The organism is Bacillus sp. PK5-006, assembly GCF_054161415.1.
On record NZ_CP096414.1, the window covers coordinates 1,781,918 to 1,803,561 of the forward strand.

At 42.2% G+C, this 21,644-nt stretch carries 18 protein-coding genes; 13 read left to right on the forward strand and 5 right to left on the reverse strand.

What is annotated here, in order from left to right; translation table 11 throughout:
- Window positions 1-50 precede the first annotated feature (50 nt).
- The 3 genes from M1D84_RS09380 to M1D84_RS09390 are packed head-to-tail and all read left to right on the forward strand — an operon-like array spanning window position 51 to window position 3,121.
- Window positions 51-932 carry a membrane protein gene (locus M1D84_RS09380; protein ID WP_044332938.1) on the forward strand — a complete coding sequence of 294 codons (882 nt, stop codon included), beginning with the start codon at window positions 51-53 and terminating at the stop codon, window positions 930-932.
- The gene (locus tag M1D84_RS09385; RefSeq protein ID WP_268423792.1) at window positions 895-1,503 is read left to right on the forward strand and encodes a DUF4166 domain-containing protein; all 609 of its coding nucleotides are present in this window, start codon (window positions 895-897) and stop codon (window positions 1,501-1,503) included. Before M1D84_RS09380 ends, M1D84_RS09385 begins: the two co-directional genes overlap by 38 nt.
- On the forward strand, window positions 1,493-3,121 hold the full coding sequence (locus M1D84_RS09390) for a YndJ family protein (protein ID WP_458109644.1): 1,629 nt from the start codon (window positions 1,493-1,495) through the stop codon (window positions 3,119-3,121). The genes M1D84_RS09385 and M1D84_RS09390 overlap by 11 nt, the downstream gene beginning before the upstream one ends.
- On the opposite strand, the gene M1D84_RS09395 is transcribed toward M1D84_RS09390, so the two are convergent.
- Window positions 3,118-3,597: a hypothetical protein gene (locus tag M1D84_RS09395; RefSeq protein ID WP_024422662.1), complete on the reverse strand. Its 480-nt coding sequence runs from the start codon at window positions 3,595-3,597 to the stop codon at window positions 3,118-3,120. The two genes, M1D84_RS09390 and M1D84_RS09395, sit on opposite strands and share 4 nt — an antisense overlap.
- A 246-nt stretch (window positions 3,598-3,843) precedes the next feature.
- Between M1D84_RS09395 and csaA the strand changes: the two genes are divergently transcribed.
- The 3 genes from csaA (at window position 3,844) to M1D84_RS09410 (ending at window position 7,712) form a co-directional block, all read left to right on the forward strand.
- On the forward strand, window positions 3,844-4,176 hold the full coding sequence (gene csaA / locus M1D84_RS09400; RefSeq protein ID WP_034621362.1) for a chaperone CsaA: 333 nt from the start codon (window positions 3,844-3,846) through the stop codon (window positions 4,174-4,176).
- Window positions 4,177-4,688: 512 nt separating this feature from the next.
- Entirely contained in the window at window positions 4,689-6,080 is a 1,392-nt protein-coding gene (locus tag M1D84_RS09405; RefSeq protein WP_034621364.1) for an MFS transporter, read from the forward strand.
- A gap of 24 nt (window positions 6,081-6,104) precedes the next feature.
- A complete protein-coding gene (locus tag M1D84_RS09410) occupies window positions 6,105-7,712 on the forward strand; it encodes a glycoside hydrolase family 43 protein (protein WP_458106452.1) in 1,608 nt (535 codons plus the stop codon).
- 46 nt (window positions 7,713-7,758) lie between these two features.
- Here M1D84_RS09410 and xylR read toward each other — a convergent pair whose 3' ends face one another.
- Complete coding sequence (xylR, locus tag M1D84_RS09415) at window positions 7,759-8,919, reverse strand: transcriptional repressor XylR (RefSeq protein ID WP_283859460.1); 1,161 nt, start codon at window positions 8,917-8,919, stop codon at window positions 7,759-7,761.
- Between the two features lie 210 nt (window positions 8,920-9,129).
- Between xylR and xylA the strand changes: the two genes are divergently transcribed.
- The 3 genes from xylA to M1D84_RS09430 all read left to right on the forward strand — a co-directional run bounded on the left by xylA (window position 9,130) and on the right by M1D84_RS09430 (window position 12,776).
- Window positions 9,130-10,467, forward strand: a complete 1,338-nt coding sequence (gene xylA, locus M1D84_RS09420) for a xylose isomerase (protein ID WP_025093137.1) — start codon at window positions 9,130-9,132, stop codon at window positions 10,465-10,467.
- Between the two features lie 35 nt (window positions 10,468-10,502).
- Window positions 10,503-12,002, forward strand: coding sequence for a xylulokinase (gene xylB, locus M1D84_RS09425; RefSeq protein ID WP_458106453.1), 1,500 nt, complete (start codon window positions 10,503-10,505; stop codon window positions 12,000-12,002).
- Between the two features lie 87 nt (window positions 12,003-12,089).
- The gene (locus M1D84_RS09430) at window positions 12,090-12,776 is read left to right on the forward strand and encodes a glycoside hydrolase family 11 protein (protein WP_044332956.1); all 687 of its coding nucleotides are present in this window, start codon (window positions 12,090-12,092) and stop codon (window positions 12,774-12,776) included.
- A gap of 240 nt (window positions 12,777-13,016) precedes the next feature.
- On the opposite strand, the gene M1D84_RS09435 is transcribed toward M1D84_RS09430, so the two are convergent.
- The gene (locus tag M1D84_RS09435) at window positions 13,017-15,059 is read right to left on the reverse strand and encodes a molybdopterin oxidoreductase family protein (protein WP_044333012.1); all 2,043 of its coding nucleotides are present in this window, start codon (window positions 15,057-15,059) and stop codon (window positions 13,017-13,019) included.
- Between the two features lie 130 nt (window positions 15,060-15,189).
- Complete coding sequence (locus M1D84_RS09440) at window positions 15,190-16,386, reverse strand: cytochrome P450 (RefSeq protein WP_044332959.1); 1,197 nt, start codon at window positions 16,384-16,386, stop codon at window positions 15,190-15,192.
- A gap of 470 nt (window positions 16,387-16,856) precedes the next feature.
- Between M1D84_RS09440 and proC the strand changes: the two genes are divergently transcribed.
- The 3 genes from proC to M1D84_RS09455 are packed head-to-tail and all read left to right on the forward strand — an operon-like array spanning window position 16,857 to window position 20,087.
- A complete protein-coding gene (gene proC, locus M1D84_RS09445) occupies window positions 16,857-17,654 on the forward strand; it encodes a pyrroline-5-carboxylate reductase (protein WP_024422653.1) in 798 nt (265 codons plus the stop codon).
- A gap of 27 nt (window positions 17,655-17,681) precedes the next feature.
- Window positions 17,682-18,800: a glutamate 5-kinase gene (proB, locus tag M1D84_RS09450; protein WP_024428364.1), complete on the forward strand. Its 1,119-nt coding sequence runs from the start codon at window positions 17,682-17,684 to the stop codon at window positions 18,798-18,800.
- Window positions 18,801-18,818: 18 nt separating this feature from the next.
- Window positions 18,819-20,087 carry a glutamate-5-semialdehyde dehydrogenase gene (locus M1D84_RS09455; RefSeq protein WP_044332966.1) on the forward strand — a complete coding sequence of 423 codons (1,269 nt, stop codon included), beginning with the start codon at window positions 18,819-18,821 and terminating at the stop codon, window positions 20,085-20,087.
- A 67-nt stretch (window positions 20,088-20,154) separates the two neighbouring features.
- Here the strand turns inward: M1D84_RS09455 and M1D84_RS09460 are convergent, their stop codons facing one another.
- A complete protein-coding gene (locus M1D84_RS09460) occupies window positions 20,155-20,727 on the reverse strand; it encodes a GNAT family N-acetyltransferase (RefSeq protein ID WP_133744101.1) in 573 nt (190 codons plus the stop codon).
- Between the two features lie 87 nt (window positions 20,728-20,814).
- Between M1D84_RS09460 and M1D84_RS09465 the strand changes: the two genes are divergently transcribed.
- Window positions 20,815-21,642: a MerR family transcriptional regulator gene (locus M1D84_RS09465; RefSeq protein WP_133744100.1), complete on the forward strand. Its 828-nt coding sequence runs from the start codon at window positions 20,815-20,817 to the stop codon at window positions 21,640-21,642.
- The last annotated feature ends 2 nt before the right edge of the window (window positions 21,643-21,644 follow it).

The window sequence follows — 21,644 nt, forward strand, 5'->3', positions numbered from 1 at the left end:
ACATGGTATGCTTATTATGTGAAATAATTCACATAGAGGAGTAGAGGCAGATGAAAAGAAAGCCTGTTTATGTGGAAACAACCATTCATGCACCTTTAGAGAAAGTATGGGAATATACGCAAAATCCAAAGCTTCATGAACAGTGGGATTTGCGCTTTTCAACCATTTCATTAAATGGACCTCAAGATGAACAGCCCCAAACCTTTTTGTATGAAAAGCATCTTGCTTTTGGGGTAAGTGTCACAGGGACAGGAGCATATCGAACTAGAATGATGGATGAACGGAATGAACGGGCATCCTCGCTTAAATTTAAATCGTCACACCCATTGTCTTTTATCAAAGAAGGCGGCGGCTATTGGAAATATGTGAAAACGAACGATCATATTGTGTTTCAAACGCAATTTGATTATGAACCGAAAGAAGGAAAAGGATGGGCGTGGGCAGATCGATTTCTTTTTCGCCCGATGATGGGGTTTATGACGGCCTTTAGTTTTGGCGCACTAAAGACGTGGCTTGAAAAGGGTACGCACCCTCGGTTGTTACTGGAGAGAACACTTGCCCATTATGGAATTTGTTTGCTGTTTGCCATCGTCTGGCTGTGTCAAGCGGTTATCCCTTTTTCACATTCTGCTTTTGATCATAGCACAGGATTTCGGTTGTTTTATGCCCTTATAGGCGTATCATGGCTGATACCTAAGCTATCAAAGAAATATTTGTTCATTCTTCAAAGTGTGTTTCTGCTGCTGATGCTTTGTATCGGGATCCTATCCCCCCAAACGACACTTCATGAGCCGCTTGTGATGAGTGCATTTTTGATCCTATCCATTGCAGGAATGATTAATTTAAAAGATTGTATAGACGTATTTTCGATCAAACGAAAAAGGGGAGGTAGACATGGTCGTTCATCGTCATCAAGTAAAGGATTACGATAAGCTTCATCCAAAATTAAAAGAGAGATACAACCGTGCGTTTACCGCAGAAGGCACTATGGAGGAAATAGGCGGCGGAACGAGGCTCATTCGATTTTTCTTCAAAATTGGTCCACTGTTTCGCTGTTTTTTCCCTGAGAGAGGAAAAAACATTCCTTTCCGGATTGTGAATAAACCCTTTATGACAAATAAGGGAGAGGAAGGCATGCACTGGTTTCGTACGTTTTATTTCCCAAAGAAGGAACGGCACTTTGATGCAGATATGATCATTGATCAGAAGAGTCATAAAGTACTAGACTATTTTGGAAAGCCTAGACTTCTTATGTCAGAGCTTCATTTTAAAGTAACAAAGCATGGGTTCCTTCACATTCAATCCGGCCGGCAGAAGCTGTTGATGTTAGGACGTGAGTGGCCGCTGCCTTCATGGCTTTACGGTGTATCAGATGTCACAGAAGGCTACAACGAGCACGCGGGTGAGTATACCATTGATGTGCATGTGAAAAATCGACTGTTTGGGACCCTTTTTACATATAAAGGCCGGTTTACTGAAAGGGTGATGTCTCATGATGAATAAATGGCATTTGATATCAAGCCTCGTCTTCATGTGCTGTTTTATCGCCACCCGCTTGATGACAGGTCCGGCAGCAGAGTTATTTGTACTGATAGCCATTCTGTTTTTCCTTCCTGCAATTTTAGCCTTTTTTGTGAAGGAAGAGCGGGAGAGTAAGCCGGGGATACTGCTCGGCTTTTTAATGAAAGCCTTTCCATTAGCTGCTCTTTGTGCAACGGCTGCATTCATCTATCATTCTGCTTTGTTTGCATCGGGATGGTTTTTGTATACGATTCTTTTGGCGTTATATGGCTTTACTCGTTTGCTGAAAAGGGGAATCTTTCCGCTTCATGAATTGATCATCGATGGTGCATGGATGTATCTCGCTTTAGGAGGGCTTTGGTTTTGGCTGTACACGGCAGATATACAGGTGATGACCTTTTCACCAATCATCGTGCTTTTGACCGCTATTCATTTTCATTACTCAGCTTTTTTTATCCCGCTTTTCTATGGATTATTAGGGAGACAGCGAGAAAAAGAGACAGCTTTATACAAAGCGGCAGGCTGGGTGATTTTGCTGTCGCCTGTGATGATTGCTGTTGGGATTAGCTTCTCCCGTCTATTTGATACGTTCAGCGTTACGCTATATGTCATTGCACTCTACTTGTACGGTATTCTTTGTATGAAAACAAGGTTTCGATCGTCTGTGGCAAAAGTGCTGATTGTGTTTTCTAGCTGCGTCTTAATGGGAACGATCGTGCTATCTCTTCTTTATTCCGCTGGCATGCTCATGCGCGTGACCTACATCAGCATTGATCAGATGATTTGGTTTCATGGCAGTATTAATGCCTTTTTTGTTATTTTACCAGGTTTGATTGGATGGCTGATCGAAGGGCCAAAGGATCAATTGAAGCAGAAGGACTTTCCGATATCAAAAGTGCATGGCCGTTTTCATTTGATCTCTTTTCAAAAGGAAAGAATGCATGATCGAGAGAACCTCGGTTTAGTCGATTCACTTGATGATTTAAATGGAACGACATTTTCAGCTGACAGGGTGTCACCTGTGATTCGAAGGTTTTATGAGAATCCGATGGCGTTCACGTTAAAAGCAGCAGTCTGTTTTCATTGGTGGGTGAGGCCGTTTGTTTTTTTACTTCAGCCAGTTTTTAAGAAAATAGGCCAGCTCTATTTGGGGACATCTCGTATCCCGTATGAAATGAAGGGGCGTCTGACTACATTTCAACATCCTAAAGAAGGGCGAAAGAATGTCAGGGCGTGGATCCGTTATAACGAAAAAGGGGAGCAGGTTTTTTTTGCACTTTATGCTCATCATCACGATGCAGCTGCGGGCTATATGAATATTGCGCTGCCGCTTCCATATTCTCAGATGACCGCCATTTTAAAACCTTTTAATGAAAAGGAAGACTTTCTCTTAAAAAGTGCATGTCCAAAAGGCAGTACCGGTGACGAAGGATTGTATTTGCATACACCTTTTATCACCATGAAACTGCCAATGGAAGAAAGCTTTCATATGAAGCCGGAGACAGATAAAAGTCTCACAGCAGTTCATCAAATGAAGCTATTCGATATTCCCTTTTTAACGATTCATTATCAAATTGACAGCGGGAAGCCATCCTGTTAGTCAATGATGTCACATGGTTCACCGTGCCGAATGATGTTCACAATCGCTTGCCCATCACTCGGATGATGATCTGCATACTGGACTGGCAGCAGTGCAAAAAATACATAGTAGACAGAGAAGTAAGCAAATTGATAGAAAAATTGATGTTCTGGCAGGATATCATTGGCGATCATTGTATTCAGTATGAGAACACTGAGCAGGTTGCATAATGATCCGCCTAGGTAGACAAGAATATGCGAGAATCGGTTATTTTTCCTCATTTCTTCATAATGGCAAAATGCATCTAGAAAATAGATTCGTCTAATTTCAACAACACCTATTTTCAATACTTTTTTGCCTCTGCCAAGAGCAAAAGAAACCTTTGCGCCAAACATCCATGCGACCATAATATGGCCAAGCTGATGCAAGATGGCAACGATAGGAAGAATGACGAAAAACGACCAGCAAAATGTCCACATATCTGATAATGTAAACAAGTGTTAACCCCTCCCCAATATATTTGGGAGGAAGCAGTAGGATTATTTGCCATTTTACTGAATTCATTTTCAGGATGCAAATATTTAATACATGACGATAAAAACATTATGTAAACTAAAGGGTAGTTTTTGCGATGAATCGGCTTTTTGACTCACTTTTTTTACGAAATGAATGTGCTACAATGAAAAAAACAATAGCTAACTCTAGTAAATGAACCTACCCTTGAATGAAGAGGAGAGAATCAGATGGCAGATATTGAACAGTTTTTGGCGTTAGATATTCGTGTTGGGACGATCATTGAAGCAGAATTCTTTGCAGAGGCAAGAGTACCTGCATTAAAACTCAAGATTGATTTTGGTGAAGAGGTTGGTCTAAAGCAATCCAGTGCTCAGCTGACAAAACGTTATACGGCTGAGAGTCTTATTGGCAGACAAATCGTAGCAGTCGTCAATTTTCCGCCAAGAAGAATTGCAGGATTCAAATCAGAAGTGCTTGTCTTAGGGGGCATGCCGTCAAAAGAAGACGTGGTTTTACTAGCCACAGATGAGCCTGTCGAAAATGGAACAAAAATAGGGTAATAAAAAAGACATCTTCCTGAGAAGATGTCTTTTGCGTATTGAGGCGGAATAACCACACGCCACATTCGTGTGTGTCTCAAGGAGACATGTTACCCGACTTACACAATTCAGCTCATCGCTTGATTAATATAGCATGAGGTGATCGGAATTGCAACCATTAAATGCTTTACTTCAGTTTTTCACGTCATTTCAGCAGAAAAATGACAAGAAATCAATTATTTGGATTATTTTTTCAAAAAATATTGAAAAGTCAGATCAGATTTTATAAAATGAATTCATCTTAGTTTGTTTAGTCGATAAACTAAGATGAATTCCAAGTGATGATCCGGTCATTAAAGGGGATGATTCCGTCATTCAAATCATTTGCTGTCTATGTGGGCTAAGCTGAAGGATCAGATGTTCAGCTTCATTTTTACAACAAATTGAAAGCGCTTTATATTCTTTGTATTGACTGCTGCTGCCCTCCATCATCTGTTCATTAGAAGAGGCTAAGAGAAGAAGGGAGAAAGCTCATGGTAAGTGAGAATTTAAAAAAGATTCGTATGTCTGAAAAAGTGGGATATGCTTCAGGAGATTTCGCATGTAACTTAATTTATGCAACTGTCTCTACGTATCTATTATTTTTTTATACAGATGTGTATGGTTTATCAGCGGCGGCAGCAGGAACAATGTTTTTAGTTGTCCGCGCCATTGATGCGCTTGCAGATCCGTTTATTGGTGCATTGGTGGATCGAACGAACAGCCGTTTTGGCAGGTTTAGACCTTACTTGTTATTCGGTGCGTTTCCTTTTGTGGTACTTGCTATCCTTTGCTTTACAACACCTGATCTTTCTGAAATGGGTAAACTCGTTTATGCCTACATCACGTATGTTGGTTTATCGCTTACATACACATTCATCAATGTTCCTTATGGTGCTTTAACATCCGCAATGACAAGAAATAACCAAGAGGTTGTCAGTATTACGTCTGTTCGTATGCTTTTTGCTAATCTCGGAGGTCTAGTTGTTGCTTTTTTTGTTCCTTTTCTTGCGACTTTTTTGAGCGATAAAACAGGAAATACAGCCCTCGGCTGGCAGATGACGATGGCTTTTCTCGGCGTTCTTGGCGGTGCATTACTTATTTTCTGTTTTAAAAGCACGAATGAACGTGTCACGCTTCAAAAGCCGGAGGAAAAAATTAAGTTCAGTGATATCTTTGTGCAGTTACGTGTGAATCGTCCGCTTGTTGTATTAAGCATTTTCTTTATTATTATTTTTGGGGTGAACTCGATCAGTAACTCTGTTGGGATCTATTATGTGACGTATAACCTCGGCAGAGAAGATTTAGTGAAATGGTACGGACTCATTGGCAGTCTGCCAGCTTTAATGGTGCTGCCGTTTATTCCAAAACTGCACAAGCTGTTAGGAAAGAAAAAGCTGCTGAATTATTCATTATTGCTGAATATCGTAGGTCTTCTTGCATTACTTGTGATACCGCCGAGTCAAATCACTTTAATACTGATTTTTAGGCTCGTTGCAGCTGCAGGAAGTATTACAGCCGGTGCTTACATGTGGGCGCTCATTCCTGAAACCGTTGAATATGGCGAATATAAAACAGGGAAAAGGATGGGCGGGCTCATCTATGCCATCATCGGATTCTTCTTTAAATTTGGGATGGCATTAGGCGGGATTGTGCCAGGGCTTGTACTCGATCGCTTTGGCTATGTTGCGAACCAAATGCAATCACCAGAAGCTTTACTTGGCATTTTAATCACGACAACGGTGATTCCTGTATGCTTACTGATTTTAGCGATGGTGGATATTAATTTTTATAACCTAGACGAAGAAAAACATAAAAAAGTCGTACGGGAGCTTGAGAATAGAGACAAAGTGTATATCGATCATATGGACGATTTTAAAATGTAGGTCTCTGAAAGAGGAGGAAGTTCAATGAAGATTACCAATCCAGTGCTCAAAGGGTTTAATCCTGATCCAAGTATTTGCCGTGTAGGAGAAGATTATTATATGGCTGTTTCTACATTTGAATGGTTTCCAGGGGTGCAAATTTATCATTCAAAGGATCTCGTCCATTGGCGTCTTGCTGCGCGTCCATTGCAAAAAACGTCGCAGCTGGATATGAAGGGGAATCCTGACTCTGGCGGGGTATGGGCGCCGTGCTTAAGCTATGCTGATGGGCAGTTTTGGCTTATTTATTCAGATATCAAAGTAGTGGATGGCCCATTTAAAGACGGTCATAATTATTTGGTCACGGCAAGCGAGGTGGACGGCGATTGGAGTGAACCGATCCTGCTCAACAGCTCCGGCTTTGATCCATCTTTATTCCATGATCACAGCGGGAAGAAATACGTCTTAAATATGCTGTGGGATCATAGGGAGAAGCATCATTCGTTTGCAGGTATTGCCTTGCAGGAATATAGTGTGGCTGAAAAGAAGCTCATCGGACAAAGGAAGGTCATTTTTAAAGGCACACCGATTAAATTGACAGAAGCGCCGCATCTGTACCGTATCGGTGACTACTACTATTTATTAACGGCAGAAGGAGGTACCCGGTATGAGCATGCAGCAACGATCGCCCGGTCCTCGCATATTGAAGGGCCTTATGAGGTTCATCCTGATAACCCGATTTTAAGTGCCTTCCATGTGCCTGAACATCCGCTTCAAAAATGCGGGCATGCTTCAATCGTTCAAACGCATACAAATGAATGGTATCTCGCTCATCTCACTGGCCGCCCGATTCAATCAAGCAAGGAATCGATTTTTCAACAGAGAGGGTGGTGCCCTTTAGGAAGAGAAACAGCGATACAAAAGCTTGAATGGAAGGATGGCTGGCCTTATGTTGTAGGCGGAAAAGAGGGGACGCTAGAGGTTGAAGCGCCAAAGATCGAAGAAAAGGTTTTTGCACCAACCTATCATACAGTCGATGAATTTAAAGAATCAACACTAAATAGACACTTCCAAACATTAAGAATTCCGTTTACCGATCAGATTGGTTCGTTAACGGAGAAACCGCAGCATTTAAGATTATTCGGCCGTGAATCTTTAACGTCTAAGTTTACCCAAGCATTTGTTGCAAGACGCTGGCAAAGCTTTTATTTTGAAGCAGAGACAGCTGTTTCGTTCTTCCCAGAAAACTTTCAGCAAGCCGCAGGTCTTGTGAATTATTATAATACGGAAAACTGGACAGCACTCCAGGTGACATATGATGAGGAACTTGGCCGCACGCTGGAACTATCTGTTTGTCAAAACCTTGCCTTTTCTCAGCCATTGGCACATAAAATCATCATTCCTGACGAGGTCACTTATGTCTATTTAAAAGTGACCGTTCGGAAAGAGACATATAAATATTCTTATTCATTTGATCAGAAAGAGTGGAAAGAAATTGATGTACCGTTTGAATCCATCCATTTATCCGATGATTTCATTCGAGGTGGGGGGTTTTTTACAGGGGCATTTGTCGGTATGCAGTGCCAAGATACGAGCGGCGAGCGTCTTCCTGCTGATTTTCACTATTTTCGCTATGAGGAAACAGACGAATAAAAAAGACAACTCGCTACGAGCTGCCTCTTTTTGAAAAATAAATAGATCAGGTTGTGAGGGTGGCATCTTGCAGAAAAGCTTCTATGACAAGAGATGTCATCCCCAATACTGGTGCATTGTGTCCTAATGATGAAGGGAGCAGCTCTACATGTGAGCTGAATTGCGTATCCATTCGCGAGGATACCTCCTCCTTAATCACATGTAGAACCGCCTGATGTGATTCGATCACTTTGTTTCTTAAAATAATGGCTTGCGGGTTAAAGGTATGCAGGACGTTTGTGAGACCGACACCAAGGTAAAAGCCAAAGTTGCGCAGGGCATTGAGCGTTTTCATATCATTTAACTTGGCCAGCTGTTCCAGATCTTGATGGGAGATGTGCTGATCATCTGTTTGAAGAGACTGAAACAAGGCCTTCTCAGAAGCATACAATTCCCAGCACCCACGGTTCCCGCAGCTACATGTCGGTCCGTTAAAATCGATTGTCATATGTCCCATTTCACCAGAAAAGCCATACGCTCCTCTGTATAAATGATGATTGATGATGATTCCGATCCCGATGCCAGTGCCGATGCTTGCATAGATCAAATGGTCATAATGTTTAGCGGCACCAAAGATTTTTTCACCATATGCACCGGCATTTGCTTCATTTTCAATGAAGATCGGTACTTGGAATGTCTCTTGCAGCGTGGTTTTTAGATCAACATTTTTCCATTTCGAATGAGGCGTAAACACGATTTGTTCACCTGCATCCACTAAACCATGTATGCATAGGCCGATGCCAATGAGCCCGTATGGGGAAGAGGGCATTTGTGTGATGAGCTGCTGTATTAATTCAATTAATTTACGTATCGTCACCTCAGGAGAGCTGGGTGGGAGATTGATCTGCTCTTCGTAAAGAATAGACCCTTCAAGGTCAGTTAATATGCCATTGACGTAATCAACGCCGACATCGATTCCGATGGAACAGCCAGCACGCTTATTAAACATCAGTAAAACCGGTCTTCTCCCGCCGCTAGACTCACCTTGACCGATCTCATAGACAAGATGTTCTTTCATTAACGTACTTACTTGAGAGGAAACAGTCGATTTATTTAATCCAGTGCGTTCAGATAATTTTGCTCTCGAAATGGGCGCATGCTGGAGAATTTCTTTTAATAAAAGTTTTTGATTTATTTTTTTGACAAAGTTCTGATCAGCGATATCCACGTTATCCACTCCATTTGTTTCGTCTTTAGATTAAGTTGAGAAGAGCTGCTTTTTTCCGCATGTATTCGATAAGAAAGATGATTTTAACTTTATTATAACGAAAATATTTTTAAAAAACTAAAAAATATGGAAAATTCAAAGTGATTTTTTCATAGATTGATCATTAGTTTGTTGTATCAACTTACAAAGTGTACTCAGGAGGAATGAAGAATGGCCAAATCAAATATGAAAACATTATACAGTCTAGAAGGAATCGGCAAAATTCAATATGAAGGAAAACAATCAAAAAATCCACTCGCTTTTCAATACTATAATCCAAGCGAAGTGATTGGCGGAAAAACAATGAAAGACCACCTGCGCTTTTCAGTTGCTTATTGGCATACATTGACGGCTGATGGAACAGACATGTTTGGAACTGGCACGATGCAAAGAGCCTGGGACACCTATAGCGGAATGGATTTAGCAAAAGCTAGATTGGAAGTCGCTTTTCAGCTTTTTGACCTATTGGATGTTCCGTATTTTTCATTCCATGACCGTGACATCGCGCCAGAGGGGGAGACGCTTCAAGAGACCAATCAACAATTAGACATCATTTTAGAAAGAATGAAAGAATACATGAAGCAAAGCGGAGTAAAGCTACTGTGGAACACAGCCAATATGTTCAAGCACCCTAGATTTGTACACGGTGCTGCGACATCTTGTCATGCAGATGTCTTTGCCTACGCGGCCGCACAGGTTAAAAAAGGCATTGAAACCGCCAAAGAACTCGGTGCAGAAAATTATGTTTTCTGGGGTGGACGAGAAGGGTACGATACGCTGCTCAATACAGATATGAAAAGAGAGCTTGATCACATGGCGGCTTTCTTGCATATGGCTGTTGATTATGCAAAAGAAATTGGGTACACTGGCCAATTTTTAATCGAACCAAAGCCAAAGGAGCCAACCACTCATCAATACGACACAGATGCAGCGACATCCATCGCCTTTTTAAAACAATACGGATTAGATTCCCATTTTAAATTAAATATCGAGGCCAATCATGCGACACTGGCCGGCCATACGTTTGAGCATGAATTACGTGTCGCAAGAATACATGGGCTTCTCGGTTCTGTTGATGCAAACCAAGGCAATTCGCTTCTTGGATGGGACACAGATGAATTTCCAACCGATCTGTATGCGACAACTCTTGCCATGTATGAAATTTTGCAAAATGGCGGTCTAGGATCTGGCGGTCTTAATTTTGATGCAAAAGTGAGAAGAGCTTCCTTTGAACTTGAAGATATTTTATATGCTCATATTGCTGGGATGGATGCATTCGCAAAAGGACTGCGGGTCGCTCATAGACTCATAGAAGACCGTGTGTTTGAAGATGTTATAAAGCACCGGTATCGCAGCTTTTCTGAAGGAATTGGCCGTGACATTTCAGAAGGGAAGGCAAACTTTCATACATTAGAAGAATATGCGCTGAAACATCCTTTGATCAGAAACGAATCGGGAAGAGAGGAACAGCTGAAAGCCCGTTTAAATCAATACTTGTTAGAAGATTAATTGAAGGGGCTGACCTGTTTTGAAGGAGTGAAAACATGAAATATGTGATGGGAATTGATCTTGGAACGAGCGGGGTAAAGGCAATATTAGTGGATGAGAGCGGGAAGGTGTGCTGTGAAGCCTCTAAGCCGTACCGCCTCATTCAAGAGAAGCCTGGATATTGTGAGCAGCACCCGGAGGATTGGGTAAACCAGACAATGGCTGTGATGAAAGAACTGATGGCAAAGCAGCCTGTTCATTCAAGAAAAGTTGAAGGCATCAGCTTTTCCGGCCAGATGCATGGATTAGTTCTACTAAATGAATCTCGCGAAGTGCTCCGCCCTGCAATTTTATGGAATGATACACGAACGACAGTACAATGTGCACACATCACAAAAAAGCTGGGAGCCCGGCTGCAAAAGATCACAAAAAACCAGGCGTTAGAAGGATTCACACTGCCAAAATTATTATGGGTAAAGGAACATGAACCACATATTGATCAGCAAATCGACATGTTTTTACTCCCAAAAGATTATGTCAGATTTCGTTTAACTGGCGCTGTCCATATGGATTATTCTGATGCGGCTGGCACTTTGCTGTTAAATATCGGTGAACAGACGTGGAGTGAGGAGATTTGTCAGGCATTTGATATTTCTCCTCATATTTGCCCGCCGCTTGTCACATCAGAGGCGGAGGTTGGTACACTTTTGCCGCACATTGCACGTGATGTTGGGATGAAAGAAGGCGCGAAGGTTTTTGCCGGCGGGGCAGATAATGCTTGCGGAGCAATTGGTGCTGGCATCTTGTCCTCTGACCGCACATTATGCAGCATCGGCACATCTGGGGTGATTCTCTCCTACGAAGAGGATCATGAAAGAGAGCTTCAAGGGAATTTACATTTGTTTCATCATGCAAAAAAAGACGCTTTTTACACAATGGGTGTCACCCTCTCAGCAGGATATAGCCTTAACTGGGTAAAACACTTACTGGCTCCTGAGGAATCGTTTCAATCACTTTTAGAAGGTGCGGCTCATGTAGCGCCAGGAGCGAAAGGATTGCTCTTTACTCCCTATTTAGTCGGGGAAAGAACACCTCATGCGGATTCGATCATTCGCGGCAGCTTGATTGGATTAGACAGCAGGCATGAAAGGGCACATGTTGTCAGAGCTGTGTTAGAGGGAATTACCTTTTCGCTAAATGAATCTATCGCATTATTCCGGCAGGCAGGAAAAAACATAGATTCTATTGTGTCCATTGGCGGCGGTGCGAGAAGCCGGACTTGGCTTCAAATGCAAGCAGACATTTTTCAGGCTGAAGTCATCCAGTTAGACAATGAACAAGGGCCTGCTTTAGGTGCAGCCATGCTTGCTGCGGTTGGCTGCGGATGGTATCCGTCACTTGAAGTATGTGCTAATCAATTGATCCATCAAGCTGCTGTTTATGAGCCAAATCAGCAGCATGCGGAAGTATATGCTGATCTATTTCATTTGTATCAAAGGATTTATACACAAACAAAAGACATCCATGCCGGGTTAAAGCAGTATCGTTCCATCTAACTGAGAAGGCTGCATGAAAGGAGGTGATGGGTTTTTCACCTTAGGGATGACAGAACAATACGGATGAAAAAAGGAGAGGGATGGAAAATGAATTTGAAAAGATTGAGGCTTTTGTTTGTGATGTGTATTGGATTTGTGCTGACACTGACGGCTGTGCCAGCTCATGCGAAAACGATTTATAATAATGAAATGGGTACACATAGCGGATACGATTATGAATTATGGAAGGATTATGGAAACACCTCAATGACACTCAATAACGGCGGGGCATTTACTGCAGGCTGGAACAGTATCGGAAATGCTTTATTTCGGAAAGGAAAGAAGTTTGATTCCACTAAAACTCATCATCAGCTTGGCAACATCTCCATCAATTACAACGCAAACTTTAACCCAGGCGGGAATTCCTATTTATGTGTCTATGGCTGGACACAATCTCCATTAGCAGAATACTACATTGTTGATTCATGGGGCACATATCGTCCAACAGGAGCGTATAAAGGATCATTCTATGCAGATGGAGGCACATATGACATTTATGAAACGACCCGTGTCAATCAGCCTTCCATTATCGGGATCGCAACCTTTAAGCAATATTGGAGTGTACGTCAAACAAAACGTACAAGCGGAACGGTCTCCGTCAGTGCGCATTTTAATAAATGGGAAAGCTTAGGAATGCCAATGGGCAAAATGTATGAAACAGCATTTACTGTAGAAGGCTACCAAAGCAGCGGAAGTGCGAATGTGATGACCAATCAGCTGTTTATTGGACGATAAAAGCTTATAAAAAAGCCAGCAGTTTTTGCTGGCTTTCAGCGTGTAGACAAACCCTCGCATTCGTTGTCAGGTCTGCGCTTCGGTGCTCACGAATGTCAAATTCGCTCCGCGCCGGTACTCGTCCTTCCTAGGCTGCAAAGGTTTTCTATCACGCTGAAAAGAAGACAAAGGGCTAAAATCATTTTAGCCCTTTGTAAACAATCTGAAAGCCAGCAGTTTTTTTGCTGGCTTTTATTTTTTCTATGATAACTTTTCAACTTCCACTCTGCCAGAAAAGAACGTCGCGCCGCCGCCCATATCTGCCAATCGATCAGGCGTTAACCCATTCACTAAATGCTTTTTGCCTTTTTGATCTGCCCATAATCCTTGACTGACCACCACACCAGATAATACATTTTGACCGACTGACACGACAAGCTCACATTCTCCTCGATCGTTCAACACACGTACCATGTCACCATCTTCGATTTTTCTTTCCTTTGCATCTTGTTCATTCATGTGAAGCTTCGGAAATTTCTCAAGCTTTTGATGCTTTTCATGAAGTGAGAAGGTAGAATTCAGAAAGTTATGGTTCGGTCCCGGTATAAAGGTAAGCGGATAATCGCTTTCCTGATAAAGGGGCACATAGGTTGGAAGTGCTGGATACCCGTCTTTTTTCATTTGTTCAGAATAAAGCTCAATTTTCCCGCTTGGGGTTTGAAGCTTTAATTCCTGGAAAGGTCCACGTTTCGCTTTGATCCATTTCTTTTCTTTTAATGCTTCGTATGAAATGTCCTCATAATGCGGATTTTCTGGATGATGAAGAGCTTGTTCCATCAGTTCAGCATCTGTCTCGCGGAAGGCTTCATCTTCAAAGCCCATCGCATGGGCAAGCAGGCGGAATACTTCAGTATTTGATTTGCTTTCTCCGTAGCGTTCTATCACAGGCTCCTGAATTTGAATATAATGATGCCAGTACGATGTATAAAAATCCTCGTTTTCAAAGGCTGATGTCGCTGGCAGGACAATGTCTGCATACGCCGCTGTTTCTGTCAGGAATAAATCATGAACCACTGTAAATAAGTCCTCTCTCAGCAAACCTTCTCTGACTTTATTCGCTTCTGGTGTCACAACCGCTGGGTTGCACGAGTAGATAAAGAGAGAATCAACGGAAGGCTCTGCGTTTGTCAGCACGCTGCCCAGCTGATTCATATTAAATGATCTAGGCGTTCGTTCTTTTAATAAATCCGGCCGCTGAAGAGCTGTCTCATTATAGCTGAGAAAAGAAGAGTTTGATTTCATCGCTCCGCCGCCCTTGTGCAGCCATTGACCAGTCAGGGCAGGGAGGCAGGAAATGGTTCTAATACTCATCCCGCCATTATCATGGTGCTGCAAACCATTCCCAATCCGAATAAGAGAGGGCGATGTCTCAGCGTACATTCTCGCAAGTGTAATGATGTCATCCTTAGGCACACCTGTGATGCGCTCAACTGTGTCTGGATCATATTGCTTTACATGCTCACGCAGCTCCTTATGGCCGACCGTGTAAGCCTCTAAAAATGCATCATCTGTACGTTCCTCTTTAAAAAGGACGTGCATGATGCCAAGGGCAAGTGCACTGTCAGTACCAGGCCGAAGCGGAATGAACCAATCTGCCATCCGGCCGGTTTGGTTCTTGTGAACATCAATTACGACAATCTTCGCTCCTTGCTTTCGTGCTTTTTGTGCCAAGGTGATTTGGTGCATATTTGTCGACACGGCATTGATGCCCCAAAAGATAAATAGTTTCGTATGAATGGTTTCTTCAGGATCTGTCCCAATGCTGGCACCCATTGTATATTTATAGCCAGTCGTTCCTGCTGACTGACAGATTGTCCGGTCTAACTGACTTGAACCAAGACGATAAAAAAAGCGGCGGTCCATTCCTTCTGCGTTGAGATTGCCCATGTTTCCATAGAAGCTGTAAGGCAGAATGCTTTCTGGTCCTTTTTCTTCGATCAACTTTGTCCATTTTTGCCGAATGGTTTCAATGGCTTCTTCCCACGTAATCGGTGCAAACTGACCTTCGCCTTTTTGGCCAACACGTTTTAAAGGAGTGGTCAGTCTTTTTTCATCATATAAACGGGCTGTGACATTACGCACTTTGTTGCATATGTTTCCTTGTGTGACAGGGTGGTCCGGATCTCCCTGCACTTTCACGATCTTTCCATTTTCTTTATGTATTAAAAGACCGCACTGATCCGGGCAGTCTAACGAACAAACTGATTTGAATATTCCGTCTTTCATCGCTGTATAATCGGTCATGAGTTTTCGGCTTCCTTTCTGCATTCCGTTATCACTTTGTATGGATTTTATTTTAGCATGTTCGGAGGAGGAAGGTAAGAAAGAGATGATGAATTGAAGTAAATGAAAAAAAGCCCCTGAAAAGGGACTTTTAAAAACGGGTGACTTGTACAGGAAATTCTTTTACCCCAAAAACAAACGTGCTTTGAATAGGTTTTAGCTGATCTGCAATACAGGTGATGTCTTGAAACGTATGGAGTAAAACGTCAAGCGCAATGTTGCTTTCAAGCCGGGCAAGCGGTGCACCGAGACAAAAGTGAATGCCAAACCCAAAGCTCATATGCGGATTTGATTTTCGGTCAAGCCGGAACGTATCTGGATCTTCAAATTTCTGTTCATCCCGATTTGCTGAAGCAACCCAGCTGATGAGGTAGTCTCCTTTTTCAATGCGCGCGCCTGCAATTTCAACATCTTCTGCAGCGATTCGGCCAATGGCTTGAACAGGCGGATAATACCGTAACGTTTCCTCAGTTAATTGAGGAATAAGAGAGGGGTCCTGCCGAACTGATTCAGCGATATGCGGCTGCTCTGTCAGCAGTCGTACGGCATTGGTTATTAAATTGGTCGTTGTCTCATTGCCTGCAACGAGTAGTAGAATACAAAAGCCAAGCAGTTCATTTTCCGTTAAACGCTCTCCATCAATTTCCGCTTGAATGAGAAGCGAGATCAAGTCATCGGCTGGTGTTTCTTTTCGTTTTTTGATCAAATGAGCAAAATAAACGGACAGCTCCTCTTCAGCGCGTTTCTGCATATCTACAACAGCCTGAATGGCTTCTTTTGATTCATCCTTAGCACCTGCCACAAGGGCATCAGAATGTTTTTTAATCAGCTCTCTGTCCTGCACCTCTGCACCGAGAAGCTCAGCGATGATCATCACTGGCAGGGGAGCTGCTAAATCTTGCACAATATCAAACGTACGTTGGTCCTTAACTTGATTTAATAGATCATGTGTCAAGTCTTTGATCTTATCTTCTAATTGCTTGATCGCTTTTGGGGTGAACGCTTTATTCACAAGCGCTCTCATCTTTGTATGTTTTGGAGGATCCATCGTTAAAATACTTGTTTTAGACGTGCTTCTTCCTCGCTGTGAAGAGAACACTTTAGGCTGTTTTAGAACAGACTGGATATCCGAATATCGAAAGAGATCCCAGCACTTTCTTGTCTCATCATATCTAATATCACTTTCTGCACGCAGCTCATTGTAAATAGGGAATGGGAAAAGAAGGTCATCGGTAGAACGGATTTCTTTCATTGGAATCACATTGACATAGTTTTCTTTCACTTTCATTATGAACGCTCCTTTTTCACATGATTTCTCTTTCACGGTATCACCAGTAAAATATCATTTCAACGGACATGTTTTCTAAAATATGTCAATAGTCTAATCGAAAGATTCAAGCACATTCACTATATAGGAAAATAGAAAGTTATTAAAATGAGAGCGCTTTCTGAAAAATAGAATTGAAGTCACCGAAACCAAAAATAAATTGGTGAATCCAGTCGAACGAAAGGGTCCTATGATTCAAATGATCATAGTTCTTTTGATCTAAATTACTGTATTTGAAAAACACGGCTAACATACTTGCAGCAAGCTGTCGGCCATGCATTCGGGACTTTTGAAAAGCGCTGGCTCTTTCTTGACACGATTTCTCATCATGTTACGATTACTAACGTGCGAAAAACACGAACAAAAAGCGAACAAGGGAGAGGATCAATATCATTGATCAAAAGAAAGTTGCTTTCATTGGAGCAGGCTCTATGGCTGAAGGAATGATTGCAGGGATTGTGCGATCAGGACAGATGCCGCTAGACCAAATTTACGCAACAAACAGACAAAATCAACTTCGATTGAATGAACTAACGAAACGATACGGAATCCAAACAGCCGCAATGGATTCATTTCCTTTTGAAGAAATGGATATGTTGATCCTGGCCATGAAGCCAAAGGATGCTGAAGCAGCCCTTGAATCATTAAAACCTCGTATTCAGCCAGATCAGCTCATCATGTCTGTCCTTGCAGGTGTCAAGCTATCGTATATTGAAGACATGCTGCATGAAGGCCAGCCTGTTATGAGGGTCATGCCAAATACATCAAGTACGATCGGGGCATCAGCGACTGCTTTATCTGCTGGACGTTACGTGAAAAACGACCATATGAGCATAAGCCAGGCTCTTTTATCTGAAATGGGCGAAGTCTATACCATTCAGGAAGAGCAAATGGATATTTTTACTGGAATTGCTGGAAGCGGGCCCGCCTACTTTTATTTCTTAATGGAAAGAATCGAAGAAGCAGGAGAAGAGGCAGGTTTATCAAAGGAATTGTCTCGCCAAATTGGCGCGCAGACACTCCTCGGTGCGGCAAAAATGCTGCAAGAAACAGAGGAAAATCCTTCTGTCCTAAGAGAGAAAATTACGTCACCAAATGGAACAACTGCTGCAGGACTCAATGCATTAGATGATTTTGGCGGAGGAGAAGCGATCAAGCAGGCTGTCAAGCATGCTGCCAATCGATCAAAAGAAATAAGCAATCAGCAAAAACAAAAAGTATCTATATAAATAGAGCTCAGGTACAGGAGTGATTAGGTGTACGCAGATAAAGAGAGAAAACGAATTGTTGTGAAAATCGGAAGCAGCTCTCTTACTAGCTTTCAAGGTGAGATTAGTTTGAAAAAACTAGAAAACCTCGTCAATCAAATTGTGAAACTCAAAGATGAAGGACACGAAGTCATTTTGGTTTCATCTGGTGCGGTTGCAGCTGGTTACCGAAAATTAGGATTTATTGATAGACCCAAAACACTGCCGGAAAAGCAGGCATCTGCCTCAATTGGGCAAGGGCTTTTAATGGAATCATATTCTACTTTATTTTTATCACACGGTTATATTGCCTCACAGCTCTTAATTACAAGAAGTGATTTTTCTGATGAAACGCGCTATCAAAATGTGCGTAACACAATGAACGTGTTATTAGATCGAGGCATCATCCCAATTATTAATGAAAATGATACAGTGACGATCAATCGGTTGAAGTTTGGAGACAACGATACATTGTCTGCAAAAGTAGCTGGACTCATTGATGCGGATTTCCTTGCCATTTTATCTGATATTGATGGCTTGTATGAAGATAATCCTCATACAAATCCAAATGCGAAGAGAATTCTTGAAGTGACAGACATCACAGAAGACATCGAAGCAGCTGCTGGAGACGCAGGCAGCAGCGTAGGTACAGGCGGAATGAAATCAAAGCTCGATGCGTTTAAAATATCAATGGCCGCAGGGATCAACGGCTTTTTAGGAAAAGCAGATACGCCTGACATTTTAGACAAAGCCATCAATGGGACAGAGGACGGTACTTATTTTACCGCTGACGAAAATGTAGCGCCGCTCAATTATAAGAAGCAGTGGATTGCCTTTCATTCTGGACCAAAGGGTGAGATCGTGGTTCAAGAGAAAACACAGGAATTCCTCATGCACCGAGAGGGAAGCCTTGATTCTGATGGGATTGTCAACGTAAAAGGTTCGTTTAAAAAAGGCGATGTGGTCCGTATTTTAGATCAAGATGGAAGAGAAATAGGTCTTGGCATTGTGAATTATGCGTCAGATGAACTCGCACGTAAGAGTGATTTGTTACAAGATGAGATCGTGCATGTCGTCGATCTTGAAGCATTTGTTTGTCATTTAGATTTATCGATTCCAGTTTGTTAACCAAAAGGGAGGAATTCCATGACACTGACAGCTGAAGTTGTCACATCGGTCAAAGAAAAAGCGAAAAAAGCAAAGCATGTTTCAAAAAAACTAAGTTTACTTCAAACAGAGGAAAAGAATGACGCGCTTCTTAAAATGGCAGAAGCATTAGAGCAAAACAGCCGCTTTATTTTACAGGAGAATCAAAAGGACTTAGATGCTGGAAAAGAAAAGGGCTTCACAGAGGCACTCTTGGATCGATTACTGTTAAATGAAGAAAGAATTCATGAGTTTGCTGAAAGCTTGCGGCTCGTGACGAGATTAACAGATCCTGTTGGAGAAATATTGGATGAATGGACTCTTGATAACGGCTTACACGTAAAAAGCCGAAGAGTACCGCTCGGCGTGATCGGGATGATCTATGAAGCGAGACCGAACGTCACTGTCGATGCAGCAGGCCTTGCCTTAAAGGCAGGCAACTCAGTGATTTTAAAAGGCGGTTCCTCCGCTATTTCTTCCAACAAAGCCATTGTCAGCGTGATCCATGAAGCATTGGATCAAACAAAGATTCCTCGTGATGCGGTGCAATTAATTGAACAAACAGATCGTTCATCGGTTCAGGCGATGTTTCAACTAAAAGAGTGGATCGATGTTTTAATTCCGCGAGGCGGAGCCTCTTTAATCAAAACAGTGGTAGAAGAATCCACTATCCCAGTGCTTGAAACAGGGACAGGAAACTGTCATGTCTTTATTGATCAAACCGCGAATGTGAAAAAAGCCATTGAAATCGTGATCAATGCAAAAACGAATCGTCCGGCTGTATGTAATGCACTTGAGACGCTGATCATTCATCGCGAATGGCTGAAAGAGAATGCAGCCTCATTAAATGAAGCTTTGCAGGAGCATCGTGTCACTGTACATGGCGACCAGGCAGCAGAGTCTTACTTTTCAAACGCGGTTCCTGCTGGAGAAGTGGATTGGACAGATGAGTATTTAAGTCTGGATCTTGCAGTAAAGGTAGTCGATTCAATTGACGAAGCAATCAGCCATATCGATCAGTATGGCACAAAACATTCAGAAGCGATCGTGACAGAAGATGAAAAAAATGCACTCACGTTTCTAAACGAAGTAGATGCGGCGGCTGTTTATCATAACGCATCGACTCGCTTTACAGACGGCGGTGCACTTGGCTATGGAGCTGAAATCGGCATCTCCACGCAAAAGCTGCACGCCAGAGGGCCGATGGGACTTCCTGCACTCACGACAACTAAGCTGCTTCTGTGTGGTGACGGTCAGATTAGAAGCTAGAAAGATTCAAGAAACACTACCTTTTTTATGAGGTAGTGTTTTTAACTTTATTTAAAAGAAATACACGTTATCCTACGTTTGCACAATTTTTCTTCATGACCTTCTCAAATTTAAAAAATTCAAATTCCTCTGGTGCTAAAGGTTCATTGCCTTGATGTGCTTCATGAGGTGCGTTTGGATCTGGATGGTGTAAGTGATAAAATTCAACTATTTGAAAGCCGCATTTATTGACATAAAAATGAATGTTGCGTTTTTCAAAGTATGGAGTCACAACCTCCCATACAATCGTTTCTGGATATTGCGCCTCGATGGCTTTCCATGCTGCCTGACCAATGCCCCGGCTGTGAAAGGATGATGAAATGTATAGCAAATCAACCGAGTTGTGATGTGTCTCTTGGTTGATTTTGATCACAACGCCGCCTGCCTTTTCACCATTTAGCATAATATGATAAACAATGTGTTCAATTGAATGAAAGGATTCATCAATCACTTCATCTGGAGGAATTGGTCCACCATGCGCATCGCCAAATGCATCGATCACGCCAGCTGTAAAAGCTTTCTGGAGCTCTTTTTTCATTGAAGGGAAGTCCTCTTTATTTGCTTGTGCTAATGTTACTTCATGTTGAGTTATTTTGTTCATTTTTTTATCCTTTCCATGCGTAGTGATGTTTCTGGATGTTATAATAAAGGATGGAGTTACTCCATAGTCAAGAAAGGAGCCTTCATCATGATCAATGATGTGCAAAAAACGTTTTTCACTGGAGAATTTGCCAAGCTATTTGATGTCAAAAAAGATACGCTTCTGTATTATGATAAAATCGATTTATTTAAGCCGGCTGGTGTTCACGAAAATGGATACCGTTACTATACACTTGAGCAATTTGACCATTTTATTGCGATTCAATCCTTGCGGGCTGTTCAATTTCCGATCAAAGAGTTAAAACAATATTTCACAGAACCTTCCCGCGAGAGACTGCAAAGCCTTGCGGCCGACCAAATAAAAAAAGTCAAACAAGAGATTGAAAAACTTCAAGACATCCAGGCTTTTCTTATGCGGGTGATGGAGACGACACATGAATTAGCAACTGTGAAAATAGGGGAGGTCCTGTTTCAAGAGCTGCCAGAAGAACCCGTTGTACTAAGTGCATCAAACCCGATCGATTTCAATACACCTGTAGAAGAAATATCACGTATTGTAGGGGAATTTTTAAAGGAAGTTGGCATAAAAGGGGCTGCGGCAAATGGTTCTGTCTTAAAAAAGGAGCAGTTCCGTAAACGGCACTATCATCAGTCAGATCAGCTGTTCTGCCGAATGGATGGCCCGGGGGCAGTCAAAAAACCAGGCGGGCTCTATGCGGTGATGTATGATCAAGGAACATTTGATGAGATCGAATCTGCTTATTCGCATTTGTTAGATGAAATCGAGAAAGAGGGCATGATGCTGGATGGAGATGTATATGAGGAGTATTTACTTCATTCGCTCATGTCTAAAGATGAAGCAGAGTATATAACGAAGCTCAGTGTAAAAGTGAAGAAGCGAGCAGATGACAATTGAAA

Excerpts from the sequence above, each read along its gene's own strand:
- M1D84_RS09430 (WP_044332956.1), top strand. The coding sequence starts at position 12,090 with ATGAATTTGAAAAGATTGAGGCTTTTGTTTGTGATGTGTATTGGATTT.
- xylB (WP_458106453.1), top strand. The coding sequence starts at position 10,503 with ATGAAATATGTGATGGGAATTGATCTTGGAACGAGCGGGGTAAAGGCA.
- M1D84_RS09440 (WP_044332959.1), bottom strand. The coding sequence starts at position 16,386 with ATGAAAGTGAAAGAAAACTATGTCAATGTGATTCCAATGAAAGAAATC.
- M1D84_RS09385 (WP_268423792.1), top strand. The coding sequence starts at position 895 with ATGGTCGTTCATCGTCATCAAGTAAAGGATTACGATAAGCTTCATCCA.
- proC (WP_024422653.1), top strand. The coding sequence starts at position 16,857 with ATGGCTGAAGGAATGATTGCAGGGATTGTGCGATCAGGACAGATGCCG.
- M1D84_RS09465 (WP_133744100.1), top strand. The coding sequence starts at position 20,815 with ATGATCAATGATGTGCAAAAAACGTTTTTCACTGGAGAATTTGCCAAG.
- M1D84_RS09410 (WP_458106452.1), top strand. The coding sequence starts at position 6,105 with ATGAAGATTACCAATCCAGTGCTCAAAGGGTTTAATCCTGATCCAAGT.
- csaA (WP_034621362.1), top strand. The coding sequence starts at position 3,844 with ATGGCAGATATTGAACAGTTTTTGGCGTTAGATATTCGTGTTGGGACG.
- xylA (WP_025093137.1), top strand. The coding sequence starts at position 9,130 with ATGGCCAAATCAAATATGAAAACATTATACAGTCTAGAAGGAATCGGC.
- M1D84_RS09435 (WP_044333012.1), bottom strand. The coding sequence starts at position 15,059 with ATGACCGATTATACAGCGATGAAAGACGGAATATTCAAATCAGTTTGT.
- M1D84_RS09460 (WP_133744101.1), bottom strand. The coding sequence starts at position 20,727 with ATGAACAAAATAACTCAACATGAAGTAACATTAGCACAAGCAAATAAA.
- M1D84_RS09455 (WP_044332966.1), top strand. The coding sequence starts at position 18,819 with ATGACACTGACAGCTGAAGTTGTCACATCGGTCAAAGAAAAAGCGAAA.
- M1D84_RS09380 (WP_044332938.1), top strand. The coding sequence starts at position 51 with ATGAAAAGAAAGCCTGTTTATGTGGAAACAACCATTCATGCACCTTTA.
- M1D84_RS09405 (WP_034621364.1), top strand. The coding sequence starts at position 4,689 with ATGGTAAGTGAGAATTTAAAAAAGATTCGTATGTCTGAAAAAGTGGGA.
- M1D84_RS09390 (WP_458109644.1), top strand. The coding sequence starts at position 1,493 with ATGATGAATAAATGGCATTTGATATCAAGCCTCGTCTTCATGTGCTGT.